18 protein-coding genes are annotated in these 21,353 nt (G+C 57.2%); 12 read left to right on the top strand and 6 right to left on the bottom strand.

Annotated features, from left to right (window positions below; all coding sequences use genetic code 11):
• Positions 1-117: 117 nt before the first annotated feature.
• From EXY20_RS06590 to EXY20_RS06600, 3 genes are all read left to right on the top strand, one after another.
• Positions 118-4,005 (top strand): glycosyltransferase family 39 protein, encoded by a 3,888-nt coding sequence (locus tag EXY20_RS06590; RefSeq protein WP_135548926.1) that lies wholly within the window; start codon positions 118-120, stop codon positions 4,003-4,005.
• A 36-nt stretch (positions 4,006-4,041) separates the two neighbouring features.
• Complete coding sequence (locus EXY20_RS06595; RefSeq protein WP_135548928.1) at positions 4,042-4,467, top strand: GtrA family protein; 426 nt, start codon at positions 4,042-4,044, stop codon at positions 4,465-4,467.
• 133 nt (positions 4,468-4,600) lie between these two features.
• Positions 4,601-5,704: a glycosyltransferase family 4 protein gene (locus EXY20_RS06600; protein WP_135548930.1), complete on the top strand. Its 1,104-nt coding sequence runs from the start codon at positions 4,601-4,603 to the stop codon at positions 5,702-5,704.
• A gap of 7 nt (positions 5,705-5,711) precedes the next feature.
• Here the strand turns inward: EXY20_RS06600 and EXY20_RS38810 are convergent, their stop codons facing one another.
• Positions 5,712-6,068, bottom strand: coding sequence for a hypothetical protein (locus EXY20_RS38810; RefSeq protein WP_167859033.1), 357 nt, complete (start codon positions 6,066-6,068; stop codon positions 5,712-5,714).
• A 99-nt stretch (positions 6,069-6,167) separates the two neighbouring features.
• On the opposite strand from EXY20_RS38810, the gene EXY20_RS06605 reads away from it, so the two are divergent.
• Positions 6,168-7,229, top strand: a complete 1,062-nt coding sequence (locus tag EXY20_RS06605) for a glycosyltransferase (RefSeq protein ID WP_167859034.1) — start codon at positions 6,168-6,170, stop codon at positions 7,227-7,229.
• Between the two features lie 87 nt (positions 7,230-7,316).
• On the opposite strand, the gene EXY20_RS06610 is transcribed toward EXY20_RS06605, so the two are convergent.
• Genes EXY20_RS06610 through EXY20_RS06620 form a run of 3 tightly spaced genes read right to left on the bottom strand, consistent with a single transcriptional unit; the run spans position 7,317 to position 9,817 of the window.
• Positions 7,317-8,450: a DegT/DnrJ/EryC1/StrS family aminotransferase gene (locus EXY20_RS06610; protein ID WP_135548934.1), complete on the bottom strand. Its 1,134-nt coding sequence runs from the start codon at positions 8,448-8,450 to the stop codon at positions 7,317-7,319.
• A 4-nt stretch (positions 8,451-8,454) separates the two neighbouring features.
• A complete protein-coding gene (locus EXY20_RS06615) occupies positions 8,455-9,144 on the bottom strand; it encodes a cephalosporin hydroxylase family protein (protein ID WP_135548936.1) in 690 nt (229 codons plus the stop codon).
• Entirely contained in the window at positions 9,134-9,817 is a 684-nt protein-coding gene (locus EXY20_RS06620; protein WP_135548938.1) for a NeuD/PglB/VioB family sugar acetyltransferase, read from the bottom strand. The genes EXY20_RS06615 and EXY20_RS06620 overlap by 11 nt, the downstream gene beginning before the upstream one ends.
• Before the next feature lie 215 nt (positions 9,818-10,032).
• Here EXY20_RS06620 and EXY20_RS06625 point away from each other — a divergent pair, with 215 nt between their 5' ends.
• Entirely contained in the window at positions 10,033-10,764 is a 732-nt protein-coding gene (locus EXY20_RS06625) for a glycosyltransferase family 2 protein (protein ID WP_167859035.1), read from the top strand.
• A 154-nt stretch (positions 10,765-10,918) separates the two neighbouring features.
• A complete protein-coding gene (locus EXY20_RS06630) occupies positions 10,919-11,803 on the top strand; it encodes a beta-propeller fold lactonase family protein (protein ID WP_135548942.1) in 885 nt (294 codons plus the stop codon).
• An 85-nt stretch (positions 11,804-11,888) separates the two neighbouring features.
• Here EXY20_RS06630 and EXY20_RS06635 read toward each other — a convergent pair whose 3' ends face one another.
• Positions 11,889-12,893: a glycosyltransferase family protein gene (locus EXY20_RS06635; RefSeq protein ID WP_135548944.1), complete on the bottom strand. Its 1,005-nt coding sequence runs from the start codon at positions 12,891-12,893 to the stop codon at positions 11,889-11,891.
• A 137-nt stretch (positions 12,894-13,030) separates the two neighbouring features.
• Here EXY20_RS06635 and EXY20_RS06640 point away from each other — a divergent pair, with 137 nt between their 5' ends.
• From EXY20_RS06640 to EXY20_RS06655, 4 genes are all read left to right on the top strand, one after another.
• The gene (locus EXY20_RS06640; protein WP_167859036.1) at positions 13,031-13,723 is read left to right on the top strand and encodes a glycosyltransferase family 2 protein; all 693 of its coding nucleotides are present in this window, start codon (positions 13,031-13,033) and stop codon (positions 13,721-13,723) included.
• A 33-nt stretch (positions 13,724-13,756) separates the two neighbouring features.
• A complete protein-coding gene (locus EXY20_RS06645; protein WP_135548948.1) occupies positions 13,757-14,458 on the top strand; it encodes a glycosyltransferase family 2 protein in 702 nt (233 codons plus the stop codon).
• Positions 14,459-14,482: 24 nt separating this feature from the next.
• The gene (locus tag EXY20_RS06650; protein WP_135548951.1) at positions 14,483-15,607 is read left to right on the top strand and encodes a glycosyltransferase; all 1,125 of its coding nucleotides are present in this window, start codon (positions 14,483-14,485) and stop codon (positions 15,605-15,607) included.
• 132 nt (positions 15,608-15,739) lie between these two features.
• A complete protein-coding gene (locus tag EXY20_RS06655; protein WP_167859037.1) occupies positions 15,740-16,906 on the top strand; it encodes an N-acetylmuramoyl-L-alanine amidase family protein in 1,167 nt (388 codons plus the stop codon).
• Positions 16,907-17,028: 122 nt separating this feature from the next.
• Here the strand turns inward: EXY20_RS06655 and EXY20_RS06660 are convergent, their stop codons facing one another.
• Positions 17,029-17,862 carry a cupin domain-containing protein gene (locus tag EXY20_RS06660; protein WP_167859038.1) on the bottom strand — a complete coding sequence of 278 codons (834 nt, stop codon included), beginning with the start codon at positions 17,860-17,862 and terminating at the stop codon, positions 17,029-17,031.
• Between the two features lie 126 nt (positions 17,863-17,988).
• Between EXY20_RS06660 and EXY20_RS06665 the strand changes: the two genes are divergently transcribed.
• Positions 17,989-19,770: a sensor histidine kinase gene (locus EXY20_RS06665; RefSeq protein WP_135548957.1), complete on the top strand. Its 1,782-nt coding sequence runs from the start codon at positions 17,989-17,991 to the stop codon at positions 19,768-19,770.
• Positions 19,748-21,340, top strand: a complete 1,593-nt coding sequence (locus tag EXY20_RS06670) for a helix-turn-helix domain-containing protein (RefSeq protein WP_135548959.1) — start codon at positions 19,748-19,750, stop codon at positions 21,338-21,340. Before EXY20_RS06665 ends, EXY20_RS06670 begins: the two co-directional genes overlap by 23 nt.
• The last annotated feature ends 13 nt before the right edge of the window (positions 21,341-21,353 follow it).

Consider the following 21,353-nt stretch of genomic DNA (forward strand, 5'->3'; position numbering starts at 1 on the left):
CCATTTACGTGAAACGGCCTTGGCTACCATTTTTTCGCTATTTTTGGCATAATGGACAGGGGGCATTTCGGACAGTCGCAAGCTGGGCACAAACCGGGAAACGGGTGATAAAGGTTGTTGACAACACACGCATCGAATCGCAACAGGCTGACGGCGGCCGGGAGGCTGGCGATTGCGCTGGCGCTGCTGCTGACGTGGGCGGCGGCATTTGCGCTTGCTCCCGCACGCGCCGCGGAAAGCAATTTGCTCGTGAATCCGGGCTTCGAGCAAGGAGGAGGAACCGCGCCGACCGGCTGGACCGTCGATCTGTGGACGCCAGGCGGCGACGCTTCCGTCATGACGGCAACGGCGGTGCCGGGCAATGCCGGCGCACAGGCGGCATCGATTGAGAACAAACAGGCAAACGACGCCAAATGGGTGCAAAAAGTAACTGTCAAGCCGAAGACGGTGTACAAGTTGTCCGGCCTGGTCAAAGCCGAAGGAATCGGCAGCGCGGCCAAAGGGGCCAACTTGTCCGTCATGGGCGTGACGGAAACGTCGGTCGACGTCAAGGATACGAAAGGCGAGTGGGTGCCGCTCACCTTGTACGGCAAAACCGGCAGCAAGCAGAAGGAGCTCGACGTGGCGCTGCGGCTCGGCGGCTACGGCAGCCTGAATACGGGCAAAGCGTATTTCGACGAGCTGTCGCTCGAGGAACTGCCGGACGGAGCGCCGAAAGGCGCGAAGGTCATCTCCTTCGAGCCGCAGAAAGCGCAGCCGGCCGCATCGTCCGCCGGTCCCGCCGGCCCGCATCCGTCGGCATTCCCGACGCTGCTGTATGCGGCCGCTTTTTTCGTGCTGTACGCGATCGTTTACTTGTTCCTCGTGCGGCAGAACAAATTCGAGCGCATTCCGCGCTTTTACATGACCCAGTACACGCTGGCGATGCTGTTCGGCGCGCTGCTGCTGCGGATCATCATGGCGTCGCAGTCGCCGGGCCATCAGATCGACATGCCGACGTTTTCGGCGTGGGCGGTGCAGGCGGCCAAAAACGGGCTGGGCGGTTTCTACCAGGAAGGCATGTTCGCCGATTACCCGCCGGGATACGTGTATGTGCTGTACGTGCTTGGCAAGCTGTCCGCCGGCATGTCGCTGGCGCAAGGCTCCGCCGGCATGGTGCTGCTGATGAAGCTGCCGGCCATGCTGGCCGATATCGCCAGCGCGTTCCTCGTATACCGCATCGCCGCCAAACGGCTCGCGCCGGGCGCGGCGTTCGGCTTGTCCGCGCTATACGCGTTTTGCCCCGCGCTGCTTGTCAACTCCGCGCTGTGGGGGCAAATCGATTCGTTTTTTACGCTGCTGCTGCTGGCGGTCATCTTGCTCATTCTGAACAAACGCATCGAATGGGCGGCCGTGCTGTTTGCGCTGACGGTGCTGATCAAGCCGCAAGGGTTTATTTTTACGCCGGTGCTGCTGTACGCGCTGTATGCGACCCGCAGCTGGCGGCGCATAACGCTTGCCGCGCTGTACGGCGCCGCGACGTTCGTCGTGCTTGTGCTGCCGTTTGCAGTGCACAAGAAGTTGTTCTGGATCGTCGATCTGTACAAAACGACGCTAAGCTCGTACCCGTACGCGTCGCTTAACGCGTTCAACCTGTTCGCGCTTACCGGCGGCAACGGCATCGACCAAAAAATCAAGCTGCTGTTCCTGCCGTATTCCGTCTGGGGCACGATCTTCATCGTCGCTGCCGTGGCGCTGTCGGCGCTGCTTTACTTTGGCGGCAAACGCCAGGACGCGGAAGGCGAGGCAGGGCGGTATTTTATCGTGGCGGCTTCGCTGATCGCGACGGTGTTCGTGCTCGGCTCAAAGATGCACGAGCGCTACTTGTTCCCGCTGCTGCTGCTGCTGCTCTTCAGCTACATCTTTACGCGCGACCGGCGCATGCTGAAGCTGTTCGCCGGCTTCGGCATCGTGCACTTCATCAACGTCGGCTACGTGTATGCCTACGCGACGTACAAAGTGTACTGGCTGGACAAAATGAACGGCATTCTGATGGTGACCTCGCTGGCCACCGTCGTGTTGTACATCTACTTCGTGTATGCGGCGATCGATTTGCTCGTGCGCGGGCGCAGTTTGCCTGTCGTCGACGACGAGGAGGACGAATCGCCGGCTGCCGCCCGCAAAGTGCAATCCGGGCTGCCGCGGGCTGCGGCGCCGCTGCGGGCCGTTACGGAGCCGTATCCGCCGTGGACGCGCAAAGACTGGACCTTGCTCGGCATTCTCGTCGCCTTGTACACCGTTATTGCCATGTACCATCTCGGTTCGCTGAAATCGCCGGAGACGGCGTGGCAGCCGGCCAAGTCGGGCGAAAGCTTCGTCGTCGACCTTGGCGCCCCGCAAGAGCTGGAGCGGATCAACAGCTTCGGCGGCATCGGTGAAGGCAAGTTTAATCTCGAATTTTCCGCCGACAAATCGAACTGGGCCGACAAGGTAACGGTGGAGAATACGTACACGAAAGTGTTCTACTGGAACACGCAGCCGGCCGCGCTGACGGCCCGGTATGTGCGCTTCACCGTCGAGACGCAAGGCTTTACGCTGAACGAACTGAGCTTCTACGCCAAAGGCAACGACAAGCCGCTTCCGATTGCGGCAGTCGACGACGCCGGCGTATCGCCGGGGCTGAAAGGCACGGTCGCCGACCTGTTCGACGAGCAGGGGGAAAGCATTCGCAATCCCACTTACATGAACAACACGTATTTTGACGAAATATACCATGCGCGCACGGCGTTCGAGCACCTGAACAACATGAAGCCGTACGAAAATACGCATCCGCCGCTCGGCAAACTGCTGATTGCAGTCGGCATCTGGCTGTTCGGCATGGACCCGTTCGGCTGGCGCATCGTCGGCACCGTGTTCGGCATCGCGATGATTCCGGTCATCTACGCCTTCGGCCGCAGGTTGTTCGGCAAAACGGAATATGCGTTCATCGCCGCATTTTTGCTGACGTTCGATTTTATGCATTTTGCGCAGACGCGCATTTCGACCATCGACGTGTACGGCGTGTTTTTCATCATGGTGATGTACTATTACATGCTGCGCTTCTACCAGACGAGCTTCTACGACGTGCCGCTGAAGCAGGCGCTGAAGCCGCTGGCGCTTTCGGGGTTGTTTTTCGGTATCGGGGCGGCGAGCAAGTGGATCGTCATATACGGCGGCGCGGGGTTGGCGCTTATCTTTTTCCTGGCGCTTTACGAACGGTACCGCGAATACGACGGGGCCAAACGGTTCCTGGCACGCGGCGGCAAACATAAGACGAAGGAGTCGCAAACCGCCGTCGACGACAGCCGGTCGATCGTCGAGACGTTTCCGAAGCTGGCGCTCAAAACGATTGCGTGGTGCGTGCCGTTCTTCATTGTCATTCCGCTGCTTATCTATTCGGCGGCGTTCATTCCGTACCAGACGGTTCCGGGCGAGAAGAAAGGCATCGGCCAACTGATCCAGTACCAGAAGGATATGTACGATTACCACAGCAAGCTTGTCGCCACGCACTCGTTCGGGTCGCCGTGGTACGACTGGCCGGGCATGATCAAGCCGCTCTGGTTTTACGGCGGACAGTCGACCGTGCCGGCCGGCATGACGTCGACGATCGTGACGATGGGCAACCCGGCGATCTGGTGGCTCAGCTTCCTGGCGATCCCGCTGGCGATTATTATGGCGATGCGGCTCAAGCACAAAGGCATGCTGGTCGTGCTGGTCGCGTTTTTCAGCCAGTACGTGCCGTGGATGCTGGTGACGCGGCTGACGTTCATTTATCACTTTTTTGCGATGGTGCCGTTCCTGGTATTGTCGATCGTATTCCTGATGAAGGTGTTCGTCGACCGGAAACCGAGCCGCAAAAAGTGGGTATACGCCTACATGGCGCTTGTGTTCGTCCTGTTCGTCCTGTTCTACCCGGCGCTGTCCGGCATGACCGTCAGCAAAGATTACGTCGATTGGCTGCATTGGGAACCGGGCTGGTATTTCTAGCGGTAATTGAGATTGGAGCAACAGGAGGACCTGCGCATGAGCCGGCACAAACAAGCATTGCCGCTGCCCAAACCGGCTTTGTCCGCGGCAGTTCGGCAATTCGTCAAATTCAATCTTGTCGGCGTGGCCAACACGCTGGTCGACATGGCCGTTTACTTTGCGCTTCGCTGGCTGGGGCTGTTTTTTGCCCCGGCCCAGGTGATTTCGTACGGCTGCGGCATGCTCAACAGTTACGTGTGCAACCGGCTGTGGACGTTCGGTGACCGCAAGGAGCCCGTGCGCGGCCAGCTGTGGCGGTTTGCGCTGCTGAACGGCGCCATGCTGCTGCTGTCGATCGGGCTGCTGTATACGTTCAAGCACGTGCTGCTTTGGTCCGAGGTCCCGAGCAAAATTGCGGCGACCGGCTTCACGACGGTGATCAATTTCGCCGGAAGCAAGCTATGGGTATTCCGCGAACCGTAAACAGCCGAATGGATCCTGAAGCGATGCGCTTCAGGATTTTTTTCGTCCGTGGGACAGGAGTCCATAAGTTATTCGGCACAAGTACATATCATGGCGTAGTAAAGGTAGGGATCCCAGGGGAGGCAGGTGTGCGATGTCTCATGCGTTAAGGAGCGGTGTCAACGTCATCGGCTGTATGTATGAGGAATCGGGCAGGGGGGAAGCCTGCCGCGCCATGGCAAGGTCGCTTTACTCCGCCCAAATTCCCATCAGTATGGTGAATTTTGAAGAACCCTCGTTTTATCCTAAAAAAGATAATTCCTGGGCGTTTCAAGAGTCGTTTGAGGCGGCATACAAAACCAACCTTTTTCTCATGAATGCGGATGCGCTTCAGAATGCTTTGGATCAATACCCTTTCGAGCAACAGTACAATATCGGCTTTTGGAACTGGGAGTTCCCGGATTTTCCCGACGAACGTCTTTCTTCTTTTCACAACCTCGATGAGGTATGGATACCCAGCTCCTTTGCGGCTACCGGGATATCGACAAAGTCGCCGGTTCCCGTCCTGGTCGTACCTCCGGCAATTGATGCCAGATGTCCCCTTCACATGGACAAAACTTTTTTTCATCTTCCATCCGATCGCTTTTGTTTCTTGACCATGCTCAATGGCAGCGGCGACGCCAAACGCAAAAATACGGAAGCCTCGATTGAAGCGTTCAAGCTGGCTTTCTCACGGGACCATGCGAGTGCTTCGCTTTATGTCAAAGCCGCCAATTGTACGCCCGAAACGCTGGCCAGCTTGCAGGCTCGAATCGGGGATTACCCCAACATTCACCTTCTGCCGCATCATCTGGATCGGTATGAAACCTACGCCTTGCTCAGGTCCGCCGATTGTTTCGTGTCCCTTCACCGGGCTGAAAGCTTCGGCTTGGCCTTGGCGGAAGCGATGTACCACGGGACGCCGGTGATTGGCACCGGATGGTCGGGGAATACCGCATTCATGGATGAATCGAATTCGTGCTGCATCGATTATCAGTTGGTTCCCGCGGGTGACCATTCCGATCCCTATTCGGCATATCAGCTTTGGGCGGATCCGGATTTGTTGCATGCGGCGTATTTCATGAAAAAAATAATGGACGACCCGATATGGGCCAGCAAAATCGCGAACAACGGCAAAGAGGCGATCGCGACCCGATATTCCCCGCGGGCTGTCGGTGCCCACATTCAGTCCCGCTTAAGGGAGCTGAAGCTCGTTTAATCCAGCATTAATAAGGAGCAAGGAACTTATGCGAATTTTTATGATGACAACATATCCCCCCCGCAAGTGCGGTATTGGGGAATACGCTAAAAATACGGCAGCGGAACTCGCGCGAATCGAGCATACCGACGTCTGGATCGGCTCCCTGGTGAACGAGACGGTGGAGGAGGTACTGCCGGAAGTTGTGATTCAGATTCGACAGGACCGGTTCGACGATTACGAAAAAGTGAGTCGGCTGATCAATTGGACGGCGATCGACGTTGTGATCATCCAGCATGAGTTCAGTTTTTACGGCGGAAACAACGGGAACTGGGTCGTGGACCTGCTGGACAGGATCAAGAAACCCGTCATTACCGTGTTTCACTCGCTCGACTACTTCCCGCTGCCGTCCAGAGCCCCTGTCATCAGGGAAATTGTGCGCAAAAGCGCCTTTGTCGTTTCGACGACGCAGAAGGGCAAATGGATGCTGCAGCAAGATTACGGCGCGGCAGAAGCGAGAACGCTGCACATCCCGCTGGGCGCACCGGACGCCTTGCCGCAAGAACGCGCATTATTCCGCAAGCAGTTGAACGTTGCGAACCGCACCGTCGCAATGACGTTCGGACTGTTGAATCCGTATAAAGGCATTGAACTCGTGCTGGAAGCCATCCCGGAGGTGGTGGAGAAGCACCCGGATTTTATGTATTGGATCGTAGGAAGCACACACCCGGATCATGCTTACGGCGATAGCTATTACAACAAGCTGGTCGATCTCATCGATCAGTACGGCATTCATAACCATGTCCGGCTTATTTCCGGTTACCAGTCGGAACAAGATTTAATCAGGCTATTGACCGCATCCGACATTTACATTAACCCATATTGGAAAATAAACGCCGTTTTCGCCAGCGCAACGATGACTTATGCGGCCCGCATGGGCAAAACCATTATTTCCAGCCCCATCGATTATTCACTGGAGCTCTTGTCCGACGGTGCGGGAATGATTTTTCCTTATGGCGACGTAGGAGCTATCGCGCGGCAGCTGAAAATGCTGTTGGCCGATCAAAAGGAACGGGAAGCGATGGGCGCCAAATTGAAACGAAAGACGTCCGAATACGGTTGGAACGACGTGGCCGCGGCTTATTGGCGTGTGATCGAACGGGCAGACGATCAAAGCTGGCGGGAAACGGACGAAAACGAGTTTGAACGTGAACGTGAACATGAACGTGAACATGAACAACGCGGAAACGGACACGAACTAGATACGGATAACGAAACCGATCGCGTGACGCTGCCGATCCCCCCCGTGCCGGGAGATGAGAAGAAGAACAGGCCTCGCGCGCAGTTGCCCGCCTCCCTCCAAACGGCGAGAAAAAGAAAGAAGCGGAATGCCGCCAAAAAAAAGAAGAGCCCGCGCAGCCGGCAATCCAGGAAAATCCATTCGCGTTATAAGACGGCCCGATTGGATACGATCGTTACGTTCGCTGCGAAACCGGCAGGGGTCAAAGCGCCAAAACGAAAGCGGAGACGTAGGCGCGCAGCGTAGACCAACATGGTGAGGAGCAGCTTCACAAGGGGCAGGAAGGAAGCATACTGCCCCGATTTGTGCGTCTGGAAGGCTTCGACCCGCGGCTCAGACGTCAAGAATCGAGCGGAGCGTCTTGCATACATAATGAACGGTTTCCCTGGTCATGGTCAAACCGGAAGGCAAGTTGAAGGCGTAGGGTGAGATGGCGTAACTGTTCACATTGCTTTCTTGTGCCCGAACCGCTTGCGGCAAATGCCGAAAAGCGGAAAGCGAGCTTAGCGGGTGAAAGAACGGGCGGCTATGGATGTGCTTGCCGGCAAGCAACCGAATCATCGCTTCTTTGTCGATCCCGTATTTTGCATCCACAAGCGCCGTCACCATCCAGTACGAGTTCCGCACATCAGGCGAGTCCGGATTCAACGTCACGCCCGGTATGGATCCGAGTTCCTCCAGGTACCAGGCGAAGATCTCCCGTTTCATCGCCACAAGCTCCTCGATCCGTTCGAGCTGCGCCAGACCGAGAGCGGCTTGCAGGCTGCTCATTTTGTATTTATAAGCAACCTCCTCATTCCGGAACATCGTGTCTCCCGGCAAACGTCCGTGATCGCGCAATACGAGCGCGCGGCGGTAAATATCTTCGCTATTCGTGACCAGCATGCCGCCTTCTCCGGTCGTCATCGTTTTCGAGCCATGAAAACTGAACACGCCGGCATGTCCCAGGGAGCCTGATTTGCTGCCTTTGTATTCGCTGCCGATGGCTTCAGCGGCATCCTCGATTACTGCGATATCGTATGCGGCGGCTATTTGTCGAATGCGGTCCATATCGGCCATATTGCCATACAAATGAACGGGGATGACGGCCTTCGTTTTATTCGTCACATGCATGGCGAAGCTTTCCGGCGACAGGCACCAGGTTCGTTCGTCAATATCGGCAAAGACAGGGGTCGCACCAACGTAACAGATTGGCGCGGCCGTGGCGATCCAGGTAATGTCCGGGACGATTACCTCGTCTCCGGGACCGACGTTGCGCGATAGCAAGGCGAGATGAATGGCCGATGTGCAGGACGGCAGGGAGATCGCATATTTCGTCCCGATGTGCGCGGCAAACGCCGTTTCGAATCGATCGTTATAGGTGTTGGCCCGATCGTACCAAGCACATCTGACGGCGTCGCATACATAATCGATTTCTTTTTGGGTAATAGAAGGCCCGGACACGGGAATGGATCGATCCGCATTCATCTTGTTATTCCTCCACGCATTTCAAGTAGCCGTCGGGAGCTGCGGTAATCATTAATTTGCGGTTCATTTCATCGTCGATAACGAACCGCTTGTTCGTGCGCAGAAATTGATGAACGGCCGTCTTCGGATTATCGCCGGGTCCCCATGGGCGGTCCGGGAACATCGCTTTCGGCAAATGTTCCACGACCGTATCCATGACGATCAGATAGCTTCCCGGTCCGACAAGCGGCGAGTAAAGCTGCATTTCCTGCAACACATGCGCATGCGTGTGGTGAGAATCCAGAATAACGAGCGCCCGTTCCTTTCCTTTCGCCGCGTCGTAAATGCGCTGCACGACGGCTGGATCCGTGGAGGACCCCTCAAGCAGACGAATTCGCTTGAACATGGGATGCCGCTCGATCTCTGCCCGGTTGTGCTGCCGTATGTCGATGTCAATGCCAATGACTTGCCCGTCCCCGCCCATCAGTTCCAGCAAGGAGGCATGGAAAATCAATGAACCGCCGTGAGCGATCCCCGTCTCGACAATCAAATCGGGCCGGACCTTCCACACAATTTCCTGCATGGCCATCACATCCTGCGGGTACTGGATGATCGGTCTGCCCAGCCAGGAAAACCGGTACGAATATTTGCGCTTGCAGCTTTCCTGGAACCATTCGCTTGTCAGCTGATGGAACGCCCGATCGTCAGATGTCATTTGCGGTTTCCGCCACCTTTATCGTTCTTGATGGATTGCCGGCGACAACGTGATGCGGAGGCACGTTTTGCGTGACGACGGCCCCGGCTCCGACGGTTGCGCCCCGTCCGATTTGCACGCGCGGCAAAATGACGGCACCGGTATAAATCGTCGCATAATCCGCAATCTCAACGCATCCGGCGAGCGTCGCTCCCGGGCCGATATGAACCCCTTCACCGACGATGCATTCATGTTCGACGATGGCGCCTGAATTCACGATGGTTTGTTTGCCAATGCGGGTCTGAACTCCGACGATGGCGCGGACCAGAATTTGGGCGCCGGACTCGACGATCGCCGACGGAGACAAATACGAATCGGGATGAATGACCGTCAAAGGCGTAAGCCCTTTCGAAACGAGAACATCATGGATCCGGATGCGATCCCTCCCCTTGTCGCCGCCGATGGCAATCGCAAAATGCGTCGGATCGTCAGCGTCCCTTTGCCTCAGCCAGTCATCGAACGCATGGCTCGCAAACAAGGGAACGCCTGCGACCGGAGGAGTCAGCCGCTCATCGCGGTCGAACACGGCGGCAAGCGTATATCCGGCAAGGGCAAGGCATTCCCACAACACTTTGGCCTGGCCGGTGCCTCCCCATAAAATAACCTCTTTCCCGCAAGGGCGCGATCGCTTCATCAGTCGTTTACCCCTATTTCCACTATAAAGAGAATTATCTCGTAACTATTCAACAAAATATTCATCCATTTGCCGATGGTGCCTCCCGGTCGTTGATTTAGGCTTCGCCTGTCGGAAATTTATACAAGCGGACATTACCCGCTACTAGGGCGATAGAACGGTTCGCTCTATTCCCGTCGTTCATAATCTACAAGGTGATGGGAAGGAGGAGCGGTATGATCGGCGTCATGTTGACCGTGTTTAATCAATTGCAGGACACGATGCGAACGCTGGAAAGCTTCGCGCGCTGCACCCGGCTGCCTTATCGGCTTGTCATCGTCGACAACGCTTCGACGGACAAGACGGTACGCCATTTGATGCGACGCGGATACGAGCTGATCGCGAACGAGCGATCGACCCACGGTACGGTTCGCATCAATCAGGGAATGCGGCATTTGCTTGCCAATCCGGCAAATCGCTATCTCGTGTGGATTCATAACGACATGCTGTTTTTCTCCGGTTGGCTGGAGCGGTTGATCGAACATTTGGAGCTGGATCCGTCGATCGGCAAGCTTTCTCCCGTTTTTGTCAACGACCACGACCGTGGACCTGGCGATGCGGTATTTGCGGAGCAGTGGATGTGCAAGTTCAGACACAGCTTCTATCCGGGAAACGCATGCCCGTGGATTATGAAGCGGGAAGTGTTTGAAGAGGTCGGCTGGTTTGATGAGCGGTATATCGGTGTCGGCGGCTACGAAGACTGGGATTACAACAACCGAATGATTCAAAGAGGCTACGATGTCATGATTACGAAAGGAAGCATCGTTTGGCATCCGATGAACGGTACGCGATCCAAGTACGATGAATTCGAAGCGACCATGCATAACCGCACCTATTATGCCAACAAATGGGGGACCGACCGCGAAATCGTATCCCACACGCCGGAAGCCGCCGCGCTTCGCCGTTAACTCACGATGGTAGAAAATAGTCGAAAGAAGCATCACACTTGCCGGTTTCCATCCGGATATGTTCGGCATTTGATAGGATTAGGACGCCTGCTGCGAGGTTAATAGAGAGCTTGCAGCTCGTTCTCCAAAGTATTTCAGGAAGGAGGAATACTCGATGCCATTCAACGCTTATGTCACCAATGCCGGCTCCAACACGATCTCGGTTATTAATGGGAGAACCGGCTCGGTAGTTGCCACCATCCCGACAATGCCCAATCCGAACAAGTCTGCGCTTGCTCCTGACGGTACCCGCCTATACGCATCCAATGTTCAGGACGCCGTCGAAGTTTTCGACACGGCTACGAATACGCTGATCGCCACGATCCCGGTTGGTCTGAATCCTGTAGGCATGGCGATTACGCCGAACGGAGCCCGCGCGTACGTTCCTTGCTCCGGAAGCGACAATGTTTATGTCATCGACACGGCATCCAACACGGTCATTACGACGGTCAATGTGGGATCCCATCCGATGCTGCTGGCGATTACGCCCGACGGAGGACGCGTATTCGTGACGAACTACGTGTCCAACACTGTTTCGGTCATACAGACGCTGACGAATTCGGTAAGCAATACGATCCCGGTCGGCGTGAACCCGCTCGGCATTACGATTACGCCGGACGGATCCAAAGCGTATGTTGCGATCAACGGGGGATTTGTGACCCAGATCATCGATGCCGCCGCGGAAACGGTCGTCGGTTCCGTCAGCCACGGATCGATTCCGGAAGATGTAAAAGCTTCGCCGGACGGCTCACGCGTCTACGTATCGATTTATTATCAGAATCGGGTTGACGTTATTCTTACGTCCACAAATCAGCTGATCGCTTCGATTGCCGTTGAAACCAATCCGGTCGGAATCGCCTTCAACTGCGGCGGCACCCTTGCCTATGTGACGAATTACGGCTCCGGCACCGTATCGGTGATTGACGTGCTGACTAATTCGGCGGTCCAGTCAATTCCGGTAGGCCTTAATCCGGAAGGAGTTACAACCGGGTGCATTTAGCAATCCTCATGCTCCTCTGTCAGACAACGAACAGGCTCGTTCGCCGGCGAACGAGCCTGTTCGTTTGCTCCGTGCGGCGCCGCGCTTATGCCGAGGTCAAGATCGCCGCGTATCGGCTGGCGATATGCTCCCATTGATTGTCGCGCACATAATCGGCTTGCTTCGCATTGTCGCGCAACCGGCTTGCGTCCGACAGGACGCTGCGCAGCTCCTCTTCATTGCGCACCTTGATCACCACATCGCCTGGAATGTCCTTGAACCAGCTAACATCGTTCACAATGACGGGCCTGGAGGAAGCCAGCGCCACGCAAATGGCCGACGAGTGGACCGTGGCATCCGTATCCGGGTACCACAGCACGATCGCGTCGGATGCGGCAAGCCGCGAGGTGAGCTCATCCGTCGTCAGCCACTGGGTCACGCGAATCAAGTGTTCGCCGTCTACACGGCAGCTGTTTGCAGGATCGATGGCCATGAACCGATATCCGATATCGCCTGCGACCCGAGAGATCAATGAATAATCCGTCCGTCCCAATCCCAGCGTAGCGATCAGCGGCCCCGCCAATTGATAGCGCTGTTTGAGCGCCTCCTTGTCCTCTTCCACCCGTTTCGGAACGCCGAAGGGAAGGCGGTGGCAGCGATCCGATATGTTGGCGTGGCTGACGAAATGCCGGATCCATTCGAACGGAAAGTCGGGACCGATGCAGGAGTCGTGCAACGTAACCAAAACCTCGATCCGGCGATCGCTGCAGTGTGCCAGAAGGCGGCGAAGCTCGGTATCGTGAAAAATCCCGTTTTGATACTGCACGATGACGGCCTCGATTCGCCTCGCCTCCAGCTCCCGGAACAAGAGCGGAAAATCGAATGCCGAGTCGCGGCACCAGGCGCCGGCGTTGAAGCAGGGCACATATTCGATCGTATCGCGGGGGTCGATGTCGGCGAGACAGAATGTGCGATCCGGCCGAACCGTGTCTCTCCTGTTGCCGAATATCGTTACGTAATGTCCGATCCGATTCAGTGCCCTGCCAAGCTCCAGGCTGTACTCCGCAATGCCGCATTTCATCCCGTACGAGCTGAACAGTCCGATGTTCAACGAAACCTCACCCGCTTTCTTTCCGAATCGTTCATTGTATGTGATGACACTTCTTCAGGGAACGGGACAAATGGCCGAACCATGTGCGTGCCGGATTCATACATTTTATAAGACGAAGCTGCGGAAGGAGAATGAGCATGATCGGTCTTTTGATGACGACCTACAATCAATTGGCAGATACCCGGAATGCGCTGGCGAGTTTGAAGGAAACGACGGCCGAGCCGCTTGGGCTGGTGATCGTGGACAATGCCTCCACTGACGGCACGGTTCAGTACGCCAGGCAGAATGGGTATCCCGTTATCGAAAACGTGCGGCCCGTTTCGCTTTCCACGGCCATCAATCAAGGCTTGACCTATTTGTTGTCCATTCCCGATGTACGGTATATCGGCTGGATTCATAACGATATGACCTTTTATCCCCGCTGGCTGCCAAGGTTGGTGCAAGAGCTGGAGGCGGAACCGCAAATCGGAAAACTGGCGCCGGAAAGCTTTCATCCGCACGGTCCCGATCTTGCGGATGCGGCGGAACAATTTATGCGGGAACACCAATCCGAGCGCTATCCGGGCAATGCATGTCCATGGATCATGCCCAGAGCGGTGATCGAAAAAGCGGGGCTGTTCGACGAAAGATTCATTCAATGCGGAGGCTATGAGGACTGGGATTACAATAACCGGATCATCGAATTGGGCTATCGGGTGATGATTACGCGCGGAAGCGTCGTCTGGCATCCGGCCATGGGCACCCGCAAACACCAGGATGAATTGGAATCGGGCCGGCACAACGCGGGGGTTTATTACGAAAAATGGGGAACCAATTTTCCTAAGGTATAGGATGAATGAATTTGGCCAAAAGGGGGGCGGCGGATGGGAAGACAATCGGTCACTGCCATGTACATTGTAAAAAATGAGGAAACCTTTTTACCTTACTCGATTCGATCCATCTATGACGCGGTTGACGAAATCATTGTAGTGGACAACGGTTCTACGGACCATACGGCCGAAATTGCACGATCGTTCCGCAAAGCGAAAGTGATTCCTTGCGATGCCTACGGCGACTTTGCCATGCTGCGCAATGTGGCGCTCGATCATGCGCAGGGCGAATGGGTGATGAAGCTGGATGCCGACGAGGTGTTCTACCCGGATCTGGCATCGCGGATGGAAGTTTTGACGCAAGCTCCCGGCGTTGATGCGTATACGTGTTGGTTTTATCACCTGATTCCCGATTATTGGCATATGCAAAATACAAGCGACCACGATGCCCTGTACCACCGCGTCTTTTTGATCCGCAAACATAACGGCTTGCGCTGGAAAAATCCCGTTCACGAATCTCTGGAAGGCATCGGCGGCAGCATTCACGATTCCGGGCTGCACTATGTGCACTACGGGTATACCAAAGGCGTGCATCAAGTCGCCGAAAAATTCAGCTTTTACGCGCGGCTGGAAGGGATTCCGGACCCGATGGAGCACATAAGTCCCGAGGACATTTTTAATGGAAGAATCATCCATCCGTTTCGCAAACCGCATCCTCCCGTTATTCAAGCATTTGTTGACAGAGCGAAACATTAACCGTGCCGGAGGAGGATCGAAACCATGCAGTTGTCTTTGATATGCCCAATATTCGATGCCTCCGGCTATGCGGAAGCGGCGCGTACGCTCGTTCTGGGTTTTCTGGACCAGGGGCACGAAATACGCATCATTCCCAAAGATTGGAGTCAAGCGGATTCCGGCCTTCCGCCGGCTGTCGAACAACGATTGCGCGCCGTATGCGGCAACGAATTGCTGCCCGTCGGCCCGGTATTGCACTTGACAATCGCGCAAAATTTCCGCTATGTCCCCGGCAGACTGAATATCGGCATGACCATGATCGAATGCAATCGTTTGCCGCACCATTGGGTGGAGCGCTGCAATGAAATGGATCAGGTGTGGGTGCCATCCACGTTCAATCGAACGAGCTTTATCGACAGCGGGGTTCATGCGGAGAAAATAAAGGTGGTGCCGATCGGCATCGATCCGGCGAGGTTTCATCCGAATGTGGCGCCGATCGCCTTGCAGCACCAAACGAAGGGCCGATTCGTTTTCATATCCAACTTTGAATGGGTGGAGCGGAAAGGATACGACATTCTCATTCGCGCCTATTTGGAAGAATTTACGAATGACGATCCCGTCCTTCTGGTCATCAAATCATATGACGGCAGCAATTATGATCCGCATGGCGTCAAGCTGCATCAATACTATCAGGATACGATGACGCAAATCCGCAAAAGCAATCCGCCGGCTATGGAGTTCGTCACGCGGAACATCCGGTACGAAGAGATGCCTTCCTTCTATACGGCGGGCAGCTGTTACGTCATCGCAACGCGGGGGGAAGGCTGGAATCTTCCGGCACTGGAGGCGATGTCGTCGGGAATTCCGGTCATCACGACAAACTGGTCGGCGCACCTCGATTTTCTGCATGAAAGAAACAGCTATTTGATCGATATCGATAGACTGGCGCCTGTTCCCATGCTGGGAGTCCCGAATGACGAAATTTACAGGGGAGCCTGCTGGGCGGAGCCATCGCTTCCGGATACGAAAAGACGGCTTCGCCATGCCTTCCAGCATCCGCTGGAAGTATCGGCGAAAGGAAAGCGGGCGCGGTTCGACGCGCAGGCCATCTGGAATCAGAACCGCATGCTGCGCCAGGCATACCGGAATCTTACCGGCATGTCCGGTTAACAATTCCGTCCCCGGTGCTGGACAGCCGTCCCTGCAACCGATATGCTGGTGATGAAGCCTTGCCGAACCGGCTGCGGATGCACAAGGAGCGGTTGAGGCCAAATCATGAACGAATCGGAGAATATGACTCCTATGATGAAAACGATACGCTGTTGGTTGACCCACGCGTTCCAAGCGTCCGCCGTTTCCATTGCAGCTGCGCTGCTTGCGTTAACCGCCGTCGCAGCAATGCCGGCACCACACGTCGCGGCGCTGGCGTCCCCGGACGCTCCGGACAACGGGATCGTGATCTGCCTCGATCCCGGTCACCAGCGATACGGCAACAACGAGCTCGAGCCGGACGGTCCCGGTTCCGCGGTTCGCAAGCCCAAGGTTACGTCGGGTACAACCGGCGTGGCGACTCGCAAGCCGGAATACGTGCTCAATCTGGAAGTGTCGCTTCTGCTGCGGGACAAGCTCGCCGCGCGCGGCTATCAAGTCGTGATGACGCGGGATTCGCACGACGTGGACATCAGCAACAAGGAGCGCGCCGACATGGCGGGCGAAACGAAGGCGGACTTGTTCCTGCGCATTCATGCCGACGGCTCGGAATCGGCGGCGGCCCATGGCATCAGTGTGCTGTATCCGTCGGCGTCAAACGCCTATACGCGGGCGATTCAAGCGGACAGCCAGGCCGCGGCAGCCGAAGTGCTGAGCGGCATGATTGCGGCTACCGACGCGGCTTCGCGGGGGACCGTGGCACGTGACGATTTGTCCGGGTTCAACTGGGCGACGGTTCCGACGGTGCTTGTCGAGATGGGCTTCATGTCCAATCCCGACGAAGACCGCCGCATGTCCGAGCCCGCCTACCAGCTGAAGCTGGCGGAAGGGATGGCGGCCGGGATCGACGCTTATTTTGCCGATCGGGTGCCGGCGCAGGCGACAGAACCGTACGACGGCGCCATCACGCTGACCGGCGAAACCGCGCTGTTCGACCGCGCCGGCGGCGGCTTTCATCGTACGCCGTACGCGCTCGGCGCGCAAACGGTACAGGCGTTCGAGCGTTCCGGCAACTGGTACCATATTCGCACGTGGCTCGGCGACCTGTGGGTCGACGGCGTGGAAGCGCTGGCGGGCGAACCGGAGCCGGTCGACCGGCCGTTGTCGCTGACCCGCACGACTACGCTGTACAGCTCGCCGAACGGGAACGGGCGGCCCTTGGCGGCACTGGCGCCGCAGGAAGTGCGGGCGACCGCGGCGTGGAACGGCTGGTATCGCGTCGATACCTGGCTCGGCGCGCTGTGGCTGCAGGCGGAGTAGCAGCCCGCACAATCAGTCCCCACCCGAGCTGTTTTCAAAAATAAGCCATATTCCATTGCCTATTGCGATAAAATTGGCAAGCAGCAAAATGTATGGGCTATTTCCATGACATGCTGTTGTCGCTAGGTGCCAGTGGCCATGGCTTCCGCTTTTGTCTTGTGTACAGTGCCGTGAGGGTGATGGGGCGGCGCGTAAAGCACCGTTACTTTCAGCGGCGTTTGGCCGGTGTTTGTTACATTGTGCCATTTGCCGGCTGGCACCAGGATGGCATCACCTTCTTTGGCAGTGGCCTCGAAATTCAGCCGATCCCGGCTATCTCCCATTTGCACGAAGGCTTCCCCTTTCTCCACACGGATAAATTGATCCGTTTCGGGGTGAATTTCCAAGCCGATATCGTCTCCGACGGGGATGCTCATGACGGTCATCTGCAAATACGTGCCGGTCCACATCGTGGTTCGGTACGTCTCGTTTTGTTTCGCTGCTTGATGGAGATGGGCGACATACGGCTGCGGCCCATAATCGGTTGCGGCATCCGAACGCAGCGAGCGAATCCGTTGCGCATGGATCGGCGCCTCGGTTTCGGCAGCATGCCATAATATGTGCCGGACAAACGGGTGGCGAACATGGCGGAAGGAGGAACGATAGTCCCGGCAGTTGTCCCATTCCGCCGCTAGCGCCATATCCAATCCTTCGCCATAATCGCGGAAAGGGGTGTACGCTGACCGGCAGTTCGGGTATGCCCCCGTAAACGTGAAATACAAGTGGACAAATTGATTGAAATGTTGCTTTTTGTTGTCTGCGATCTGTTGCAGCTGGTTTCGATGCGTTGGATTGGGGGCTGCATCGGCCAGACGGCTGTACAGTTCGATTGCGGCGGCTTCCCGGCCGATTGCGGATAGAAGCGCATCAACCGTGCCCGGGTCCTGTTCTTCATAAATCGGAATGTGTTTCCCCATAGTCATCAATCCTCTTTGCTCGATGATAACTCATCATATGCCCAGAGGGGGGAAACGTTCGATGTCGTTCGTGTTATACTGGTTGCAAGCACTTCCAATTCCAGGCTCCTTCGGTGAGGCGATCCGATGAACCGCAAATATTCCGTCCGCTACAAAATCGTCGCCGGTTTTGTGCTCGTGCTGGTGCCGCTCGTTTTTTTCCTCTTCTACAACAACTACTATGCCATGAACATCGTGCGCGAGAAAATTTCCGGCAACTACAGCAACCTGCTGGCGCAATACGCGCGCACGACCGACGACACGCTGCGCGAATTCGAAAGTTATCTGTACCGGATGAAAACCGATTCCGACGTCATTATGCTCAACTCCTACCTGCCTGGCAGCGATGACTATGTGATCGCCCGGCAGCGGATTCTGAACCGATTTACGACCGATATCGGCAATTACAGCATCATCGACACGTTCTTTTTTTACTCGCGCACGATTGACGACCTGCCGATCATGACCCGCAACAGCACCGTCTATTATGACCGGGTGAACACGATCCGCCGCTTTCTTCTCGAACAAATCGAAGCGGACGGCGAGCGGCGCGGCTGGAGCCTGCTGCGCACGGAGAAGGAAAACCTGCTGATCCGCTTCGAATACACCGCCTCGGGCATGTACGCCGGCGCGGTGATCGATCTGCGCAAGCTGGTCGAGCCGCTGGGCTCCTGGAACGTGGGCGAAGGCGGCGGCGCCGTGATCGCCGGCGAGGACGGCGCACCGGTCGCAACCGCGGCGTTTGCGGCAGACCGGTACAAGGCGATGGCCGCCGACATCCGCCCGCCCGTTCGTTCCTACGAAACGGTCGAAGAGCGAGCGACGGGCCGCAGCTACCTCGTCGTCCGGCAAGCGGCGCAGAACGCACCGATCGCTTTTGTCCTGCTGATTGCCGAACGCAACGTGCTGCAGAACCTGCCTTACCTGCAAAAGACGATCTACCTCATCCCGCTTGCGGTCATCGTTGTGGTGATGCTGTATTTTGCGTTCCTGCAGCGGGTGTTTTTCAAGCCGATGACGCTGCTGATCAAAGGGATGCGCCGCATCAGCCAGGGCAATTTCGACGTCCGGCTGCAGGAGGAGCGATCGCTTGAATTCGCCTTCCTCGTCTCTACTTTCAACGATATGGCCGGCCAGATCGAGAAGCTCAAAATCAGCGTATACGAAGAGCAGCTCCACGCCCAGCAAGCCGAATTGAAGCAGCTGCAGGTGCAAATCAATCCGCACTTTTACATGAACAGCCTGAACATCATCTACAACCTGGCGGCGCTGAAGGAATACCGCACCGTACAGAAGATGTCCCTGCACCTGGCCGACTATTTCCGTTATATCATGCAAGCCGGCCGTCCGCTTATTACGCTCGGCGACGAGCTGCGCCATATCCGCAACTATCTCGACATTCAGACACTGCGTTATCCCGATACGCTGACGTACGCCATCGACGTGCCGGAACGGTATAGCGGTCTCCGGCTGCCGCCGCTCATTTTGCAGCCGTTCGTGGAAAATGCGGTCATTCACGGCTTCCGCAAAAGCCGCGTCGTGTTCCATATCGCCATCGAAGCAGGCATCGAAACCGAACAGGAGCCGCCGTCCGGCAGTTTGCTGGTGCGCATAAGCGACAACGGCGTCGGCTTCTCACCGGCGCAGCTGGAGCAACTCAACGATGCCGCATACGAGTCGCAGGCCGGGGCGGGCGATACGCATCTCGGCATCTGGAACGTGATGCGCCGGCTGCGCATGCAGTTCGGGGCGGACGCCGGCGTCAGCTTCGCCGGAGGTTCGGACGGCGCCGTCGTCGTCATTCGGCTGCCGATGGAAGCGGAGGAACAGAAGGAGGAAACAAGCCATGTACAATCTGCTGGTAGTTGACGACGAGAAGTACGCCGTTCACGGCGTAACCCGCGGCATCGACTGGACGGATTTGCCGATCGGCGGCATCTACGAGGCGATGGACGTGGAGGAAGCGATGGCGGCGTTCGCCGCGCAGCGAATCGACCTGCTGATCTCGGATATCGAGATGCCGGGGCTGAACGGGCTGGAGCTGCAGCGCTGGGTGCTGGAGCATTCGCCGCATACGGAAACGATTTTCCTGACCGGCCACGCCAATTTCGCCTATGCGCAGCAAGCGATTCAACTCGGCGGGTTCGACTATGTTCTGAAGCCGGTCGATCACGACCACCTGAAGGAAGTGGCGGCCAAGGCACTGCAGAAGCTGGCCAAGGGGCGCGAGCTGCTGGAGTTTCAGGAGGCGTACCGGACGTATTCGGTGCATTGGCAAAGCCAGCTGCCGATGCTCGTCGAACGGTTCTGGCAAGATTTGCTCGGCGGCCGCGTGCCGCTGGCACCGGAGCGGCTGCAGCGGTTATTCCGGCTGTACGACATGCCGCTGGCGCCGGACAGCGCCGTAGTGCCGGTGCTGATAAGCGTGGAGGAATGGCAGGAAGAGCTGAGCGCCCGCGATGAGGACATCATGGAGTACGCGCTGCGCAAGGCGGCCGCCGAGCTTGTGCTCGATGACTGGCCCGGCTGCGTCGTCAGCGAGCGCGGAGGCTACAGCCTTGCGCTCGTCTACGCGCCGGCCGGCGAAGCGGAGCTGCGCAGCCGCTGTCTGCGCTTTGTCGCCGACTGCCGGCGCTATTTCCGCTGCCGGCTGTCGTGCTACATCGGCCCGGCTGGCATGCCCGCCGGGCTCGCCGAAACCGTCGCCGACCTGCTGGCGATGGAACGCGGCAACGTCGGCCGGACGAACGAAGTGCATCTGCTGCGAGAATACGCCGCGGCGGAGGGCGACCCGCCGGCGGCGCCGGTTGCGGCCGACTGGACGCCGCTGCTCGAAGCGGGCAAAAAAGCGGAGCTGCTCGTCCGTTTAAACGCGGCGCTCGACCGGATGCAAACGACCGGCGTGCGCGCGGAAACGCTGGAGGCGTTTTATTACGCGCTGCACCATACGGCAAGCCAGCTGGCGCTGAAGAAAGGGCTGTCCGCGCGCGACATGATTCCCGCCGAGCTGCACGACTTCCCGGCGGCCACGCGTTCGCTTTCGCAGCTGCGCAGCTGGGCGTTGCGCTTCGCCGCGGCGGCGGCCGACGCAATCGGCGGCAGCGGCAAGGACGTATCCGCCGTCATCGCCCGCACGATGCAGCTGATCCGCGAGCGGCTGCACACAAACGTCAGCCGCGAGCAGATCGCGGCCGAGGTGTACCTCAATCCGGCGTATCTGTCGCGGCTGTTCAAGAAAGAAACGGGTTTGTCGCTGTCCGACTACATGCTCGTCCAGCGGATGGAGCTGGCGAAACGGTTGCTCAAGGAATCGAACCTGAAGATCAGCGGCATCGCCGAAGCGGTCGGCTACGACCACTTTTCGCATTTCGCCAAAATGTTCAAACGCGTCGCGGGCGTTTCCCCGCACGACTACCGCAAAACGTATCGCGACGTATAACCCGGCGGCCGAT

It is taken from the genome of Paenibacillus cymbidii (assembly GCF_004764705.1).
Lineage (GTDB): Bacteria > Bacillota > Bacilli > Paenibacillales > NBRC-103111 > Paenibacillus_AN > Paenibacillus_AN cymbidii.

Excerpts from the sequence above, each read along its gene's own strand:
- EXY20_RS06600 (WP_135548930.1), top strand. The coding sequence starts at position 4,601 with ATGTCTCATGCGTTAAGGAGCGGTGTCAACGTCATCGGCTGTATGTAT.
- EXY20_RS06670 (WP_135548959.1), top strand. The coding sequence starts at position 19,748 with ATGTACAATCTGCTGGTAGTTGACGACGAGAAGTACGCCGTTCACGGC.
- EXY20_RS06665 (WP_135548957.1), top strand. The coding sequence starts at position 17,989 with ATGAACCGCAAATATTCCGTCCGCTACAAAATCGTCGCCGGTTTTGTG.
- EXY20_RS06610 (WP_135548934.1), bottom strand. The coding sequence starts at position 8,450 with ATGAATGCGGATCGATCCATTCCCGTGTCCGGGCCTTCTATTACCCAA.
- EXY20_RS06620 (WP_135548938.1), bottom strand. The coding sequence starts at position 9,817 with ATGAAGCGATCGCGCCCTTGCGGGAAAGAGGTTATTTTATGGGGAGGC.
- EXY20_RS06630 (WP_135548942.1), top strand. The coding sequence starts at position 10,919 with ATGCCATTCAACGCTTATGTCACCAATGCCGGCTCCAACACGATCTCG.
- EXY20_RS06660 (WP_167859038.1), bottom strand. The coding sequence starts at position 17,862 with ATGGGGAAACACATTCCGATTTATGAAGAACAGGACCCGGGCACGGTT.
- EXY20_RS06625 (WP_167859035.1), top strand. The coding sequence starts at position 10,033 with ATGATCGGCGTCATGTTGACCGTGTTTAATCAATTGCAGGACACGATG.
- EXY20_RS06595 (WP_135548928.1), top strand. The coding sequence starts at position 4,042 with ATGAGCCGGCACAAACAAGCATTGCCGCTGCCCAAACCGGCTTTGTCC.
- EXY20_RS06655 (WP_167859037.1), top strand. The coding sequence starts at position 15,740 with ATGATGAAAACGATACGCTGTTGGTTGACCCACGCGTTCCAAGCGTCC.
- EXY20_RS06645 (WP_135548948.1), top strand. The coding sequence starts at position 13,757 with ATGGGAAGACAATCGGTCACTGCCATGTACATTGTAAAAAATGAGGAA.
- EXY20_RS06605 (WP_167859034.1), top strand. The coding sequence starts at position 6,168 with ATGCTGCAGCAAGATTACGGCGCGGCAGAAGCGAGAACGCTGCACATC.
- EXY20_RS06615 (WP_135548936.1), bottom strand. The coding sequence starts at position 9,144 with ATGACATCTGACGATCGGGCGTTCCATCAGCTGACAAGCGAATGGTTC.
- EXY20_RS06650 (WP_135548951.1), top strand. The coding sequence starts at position 14,483 with ATGCAGTTGTCTTTGATATGCCCAATATTCGATGCCTCCGGCTATGCG.
- EXY20_RS06640 (WP_167859036.1), top strand. The coding sequence starts at position 13,031 with ATGATCGGTCTTTTGATGACGACCTACAATCAATTGGCAGATACCCGG.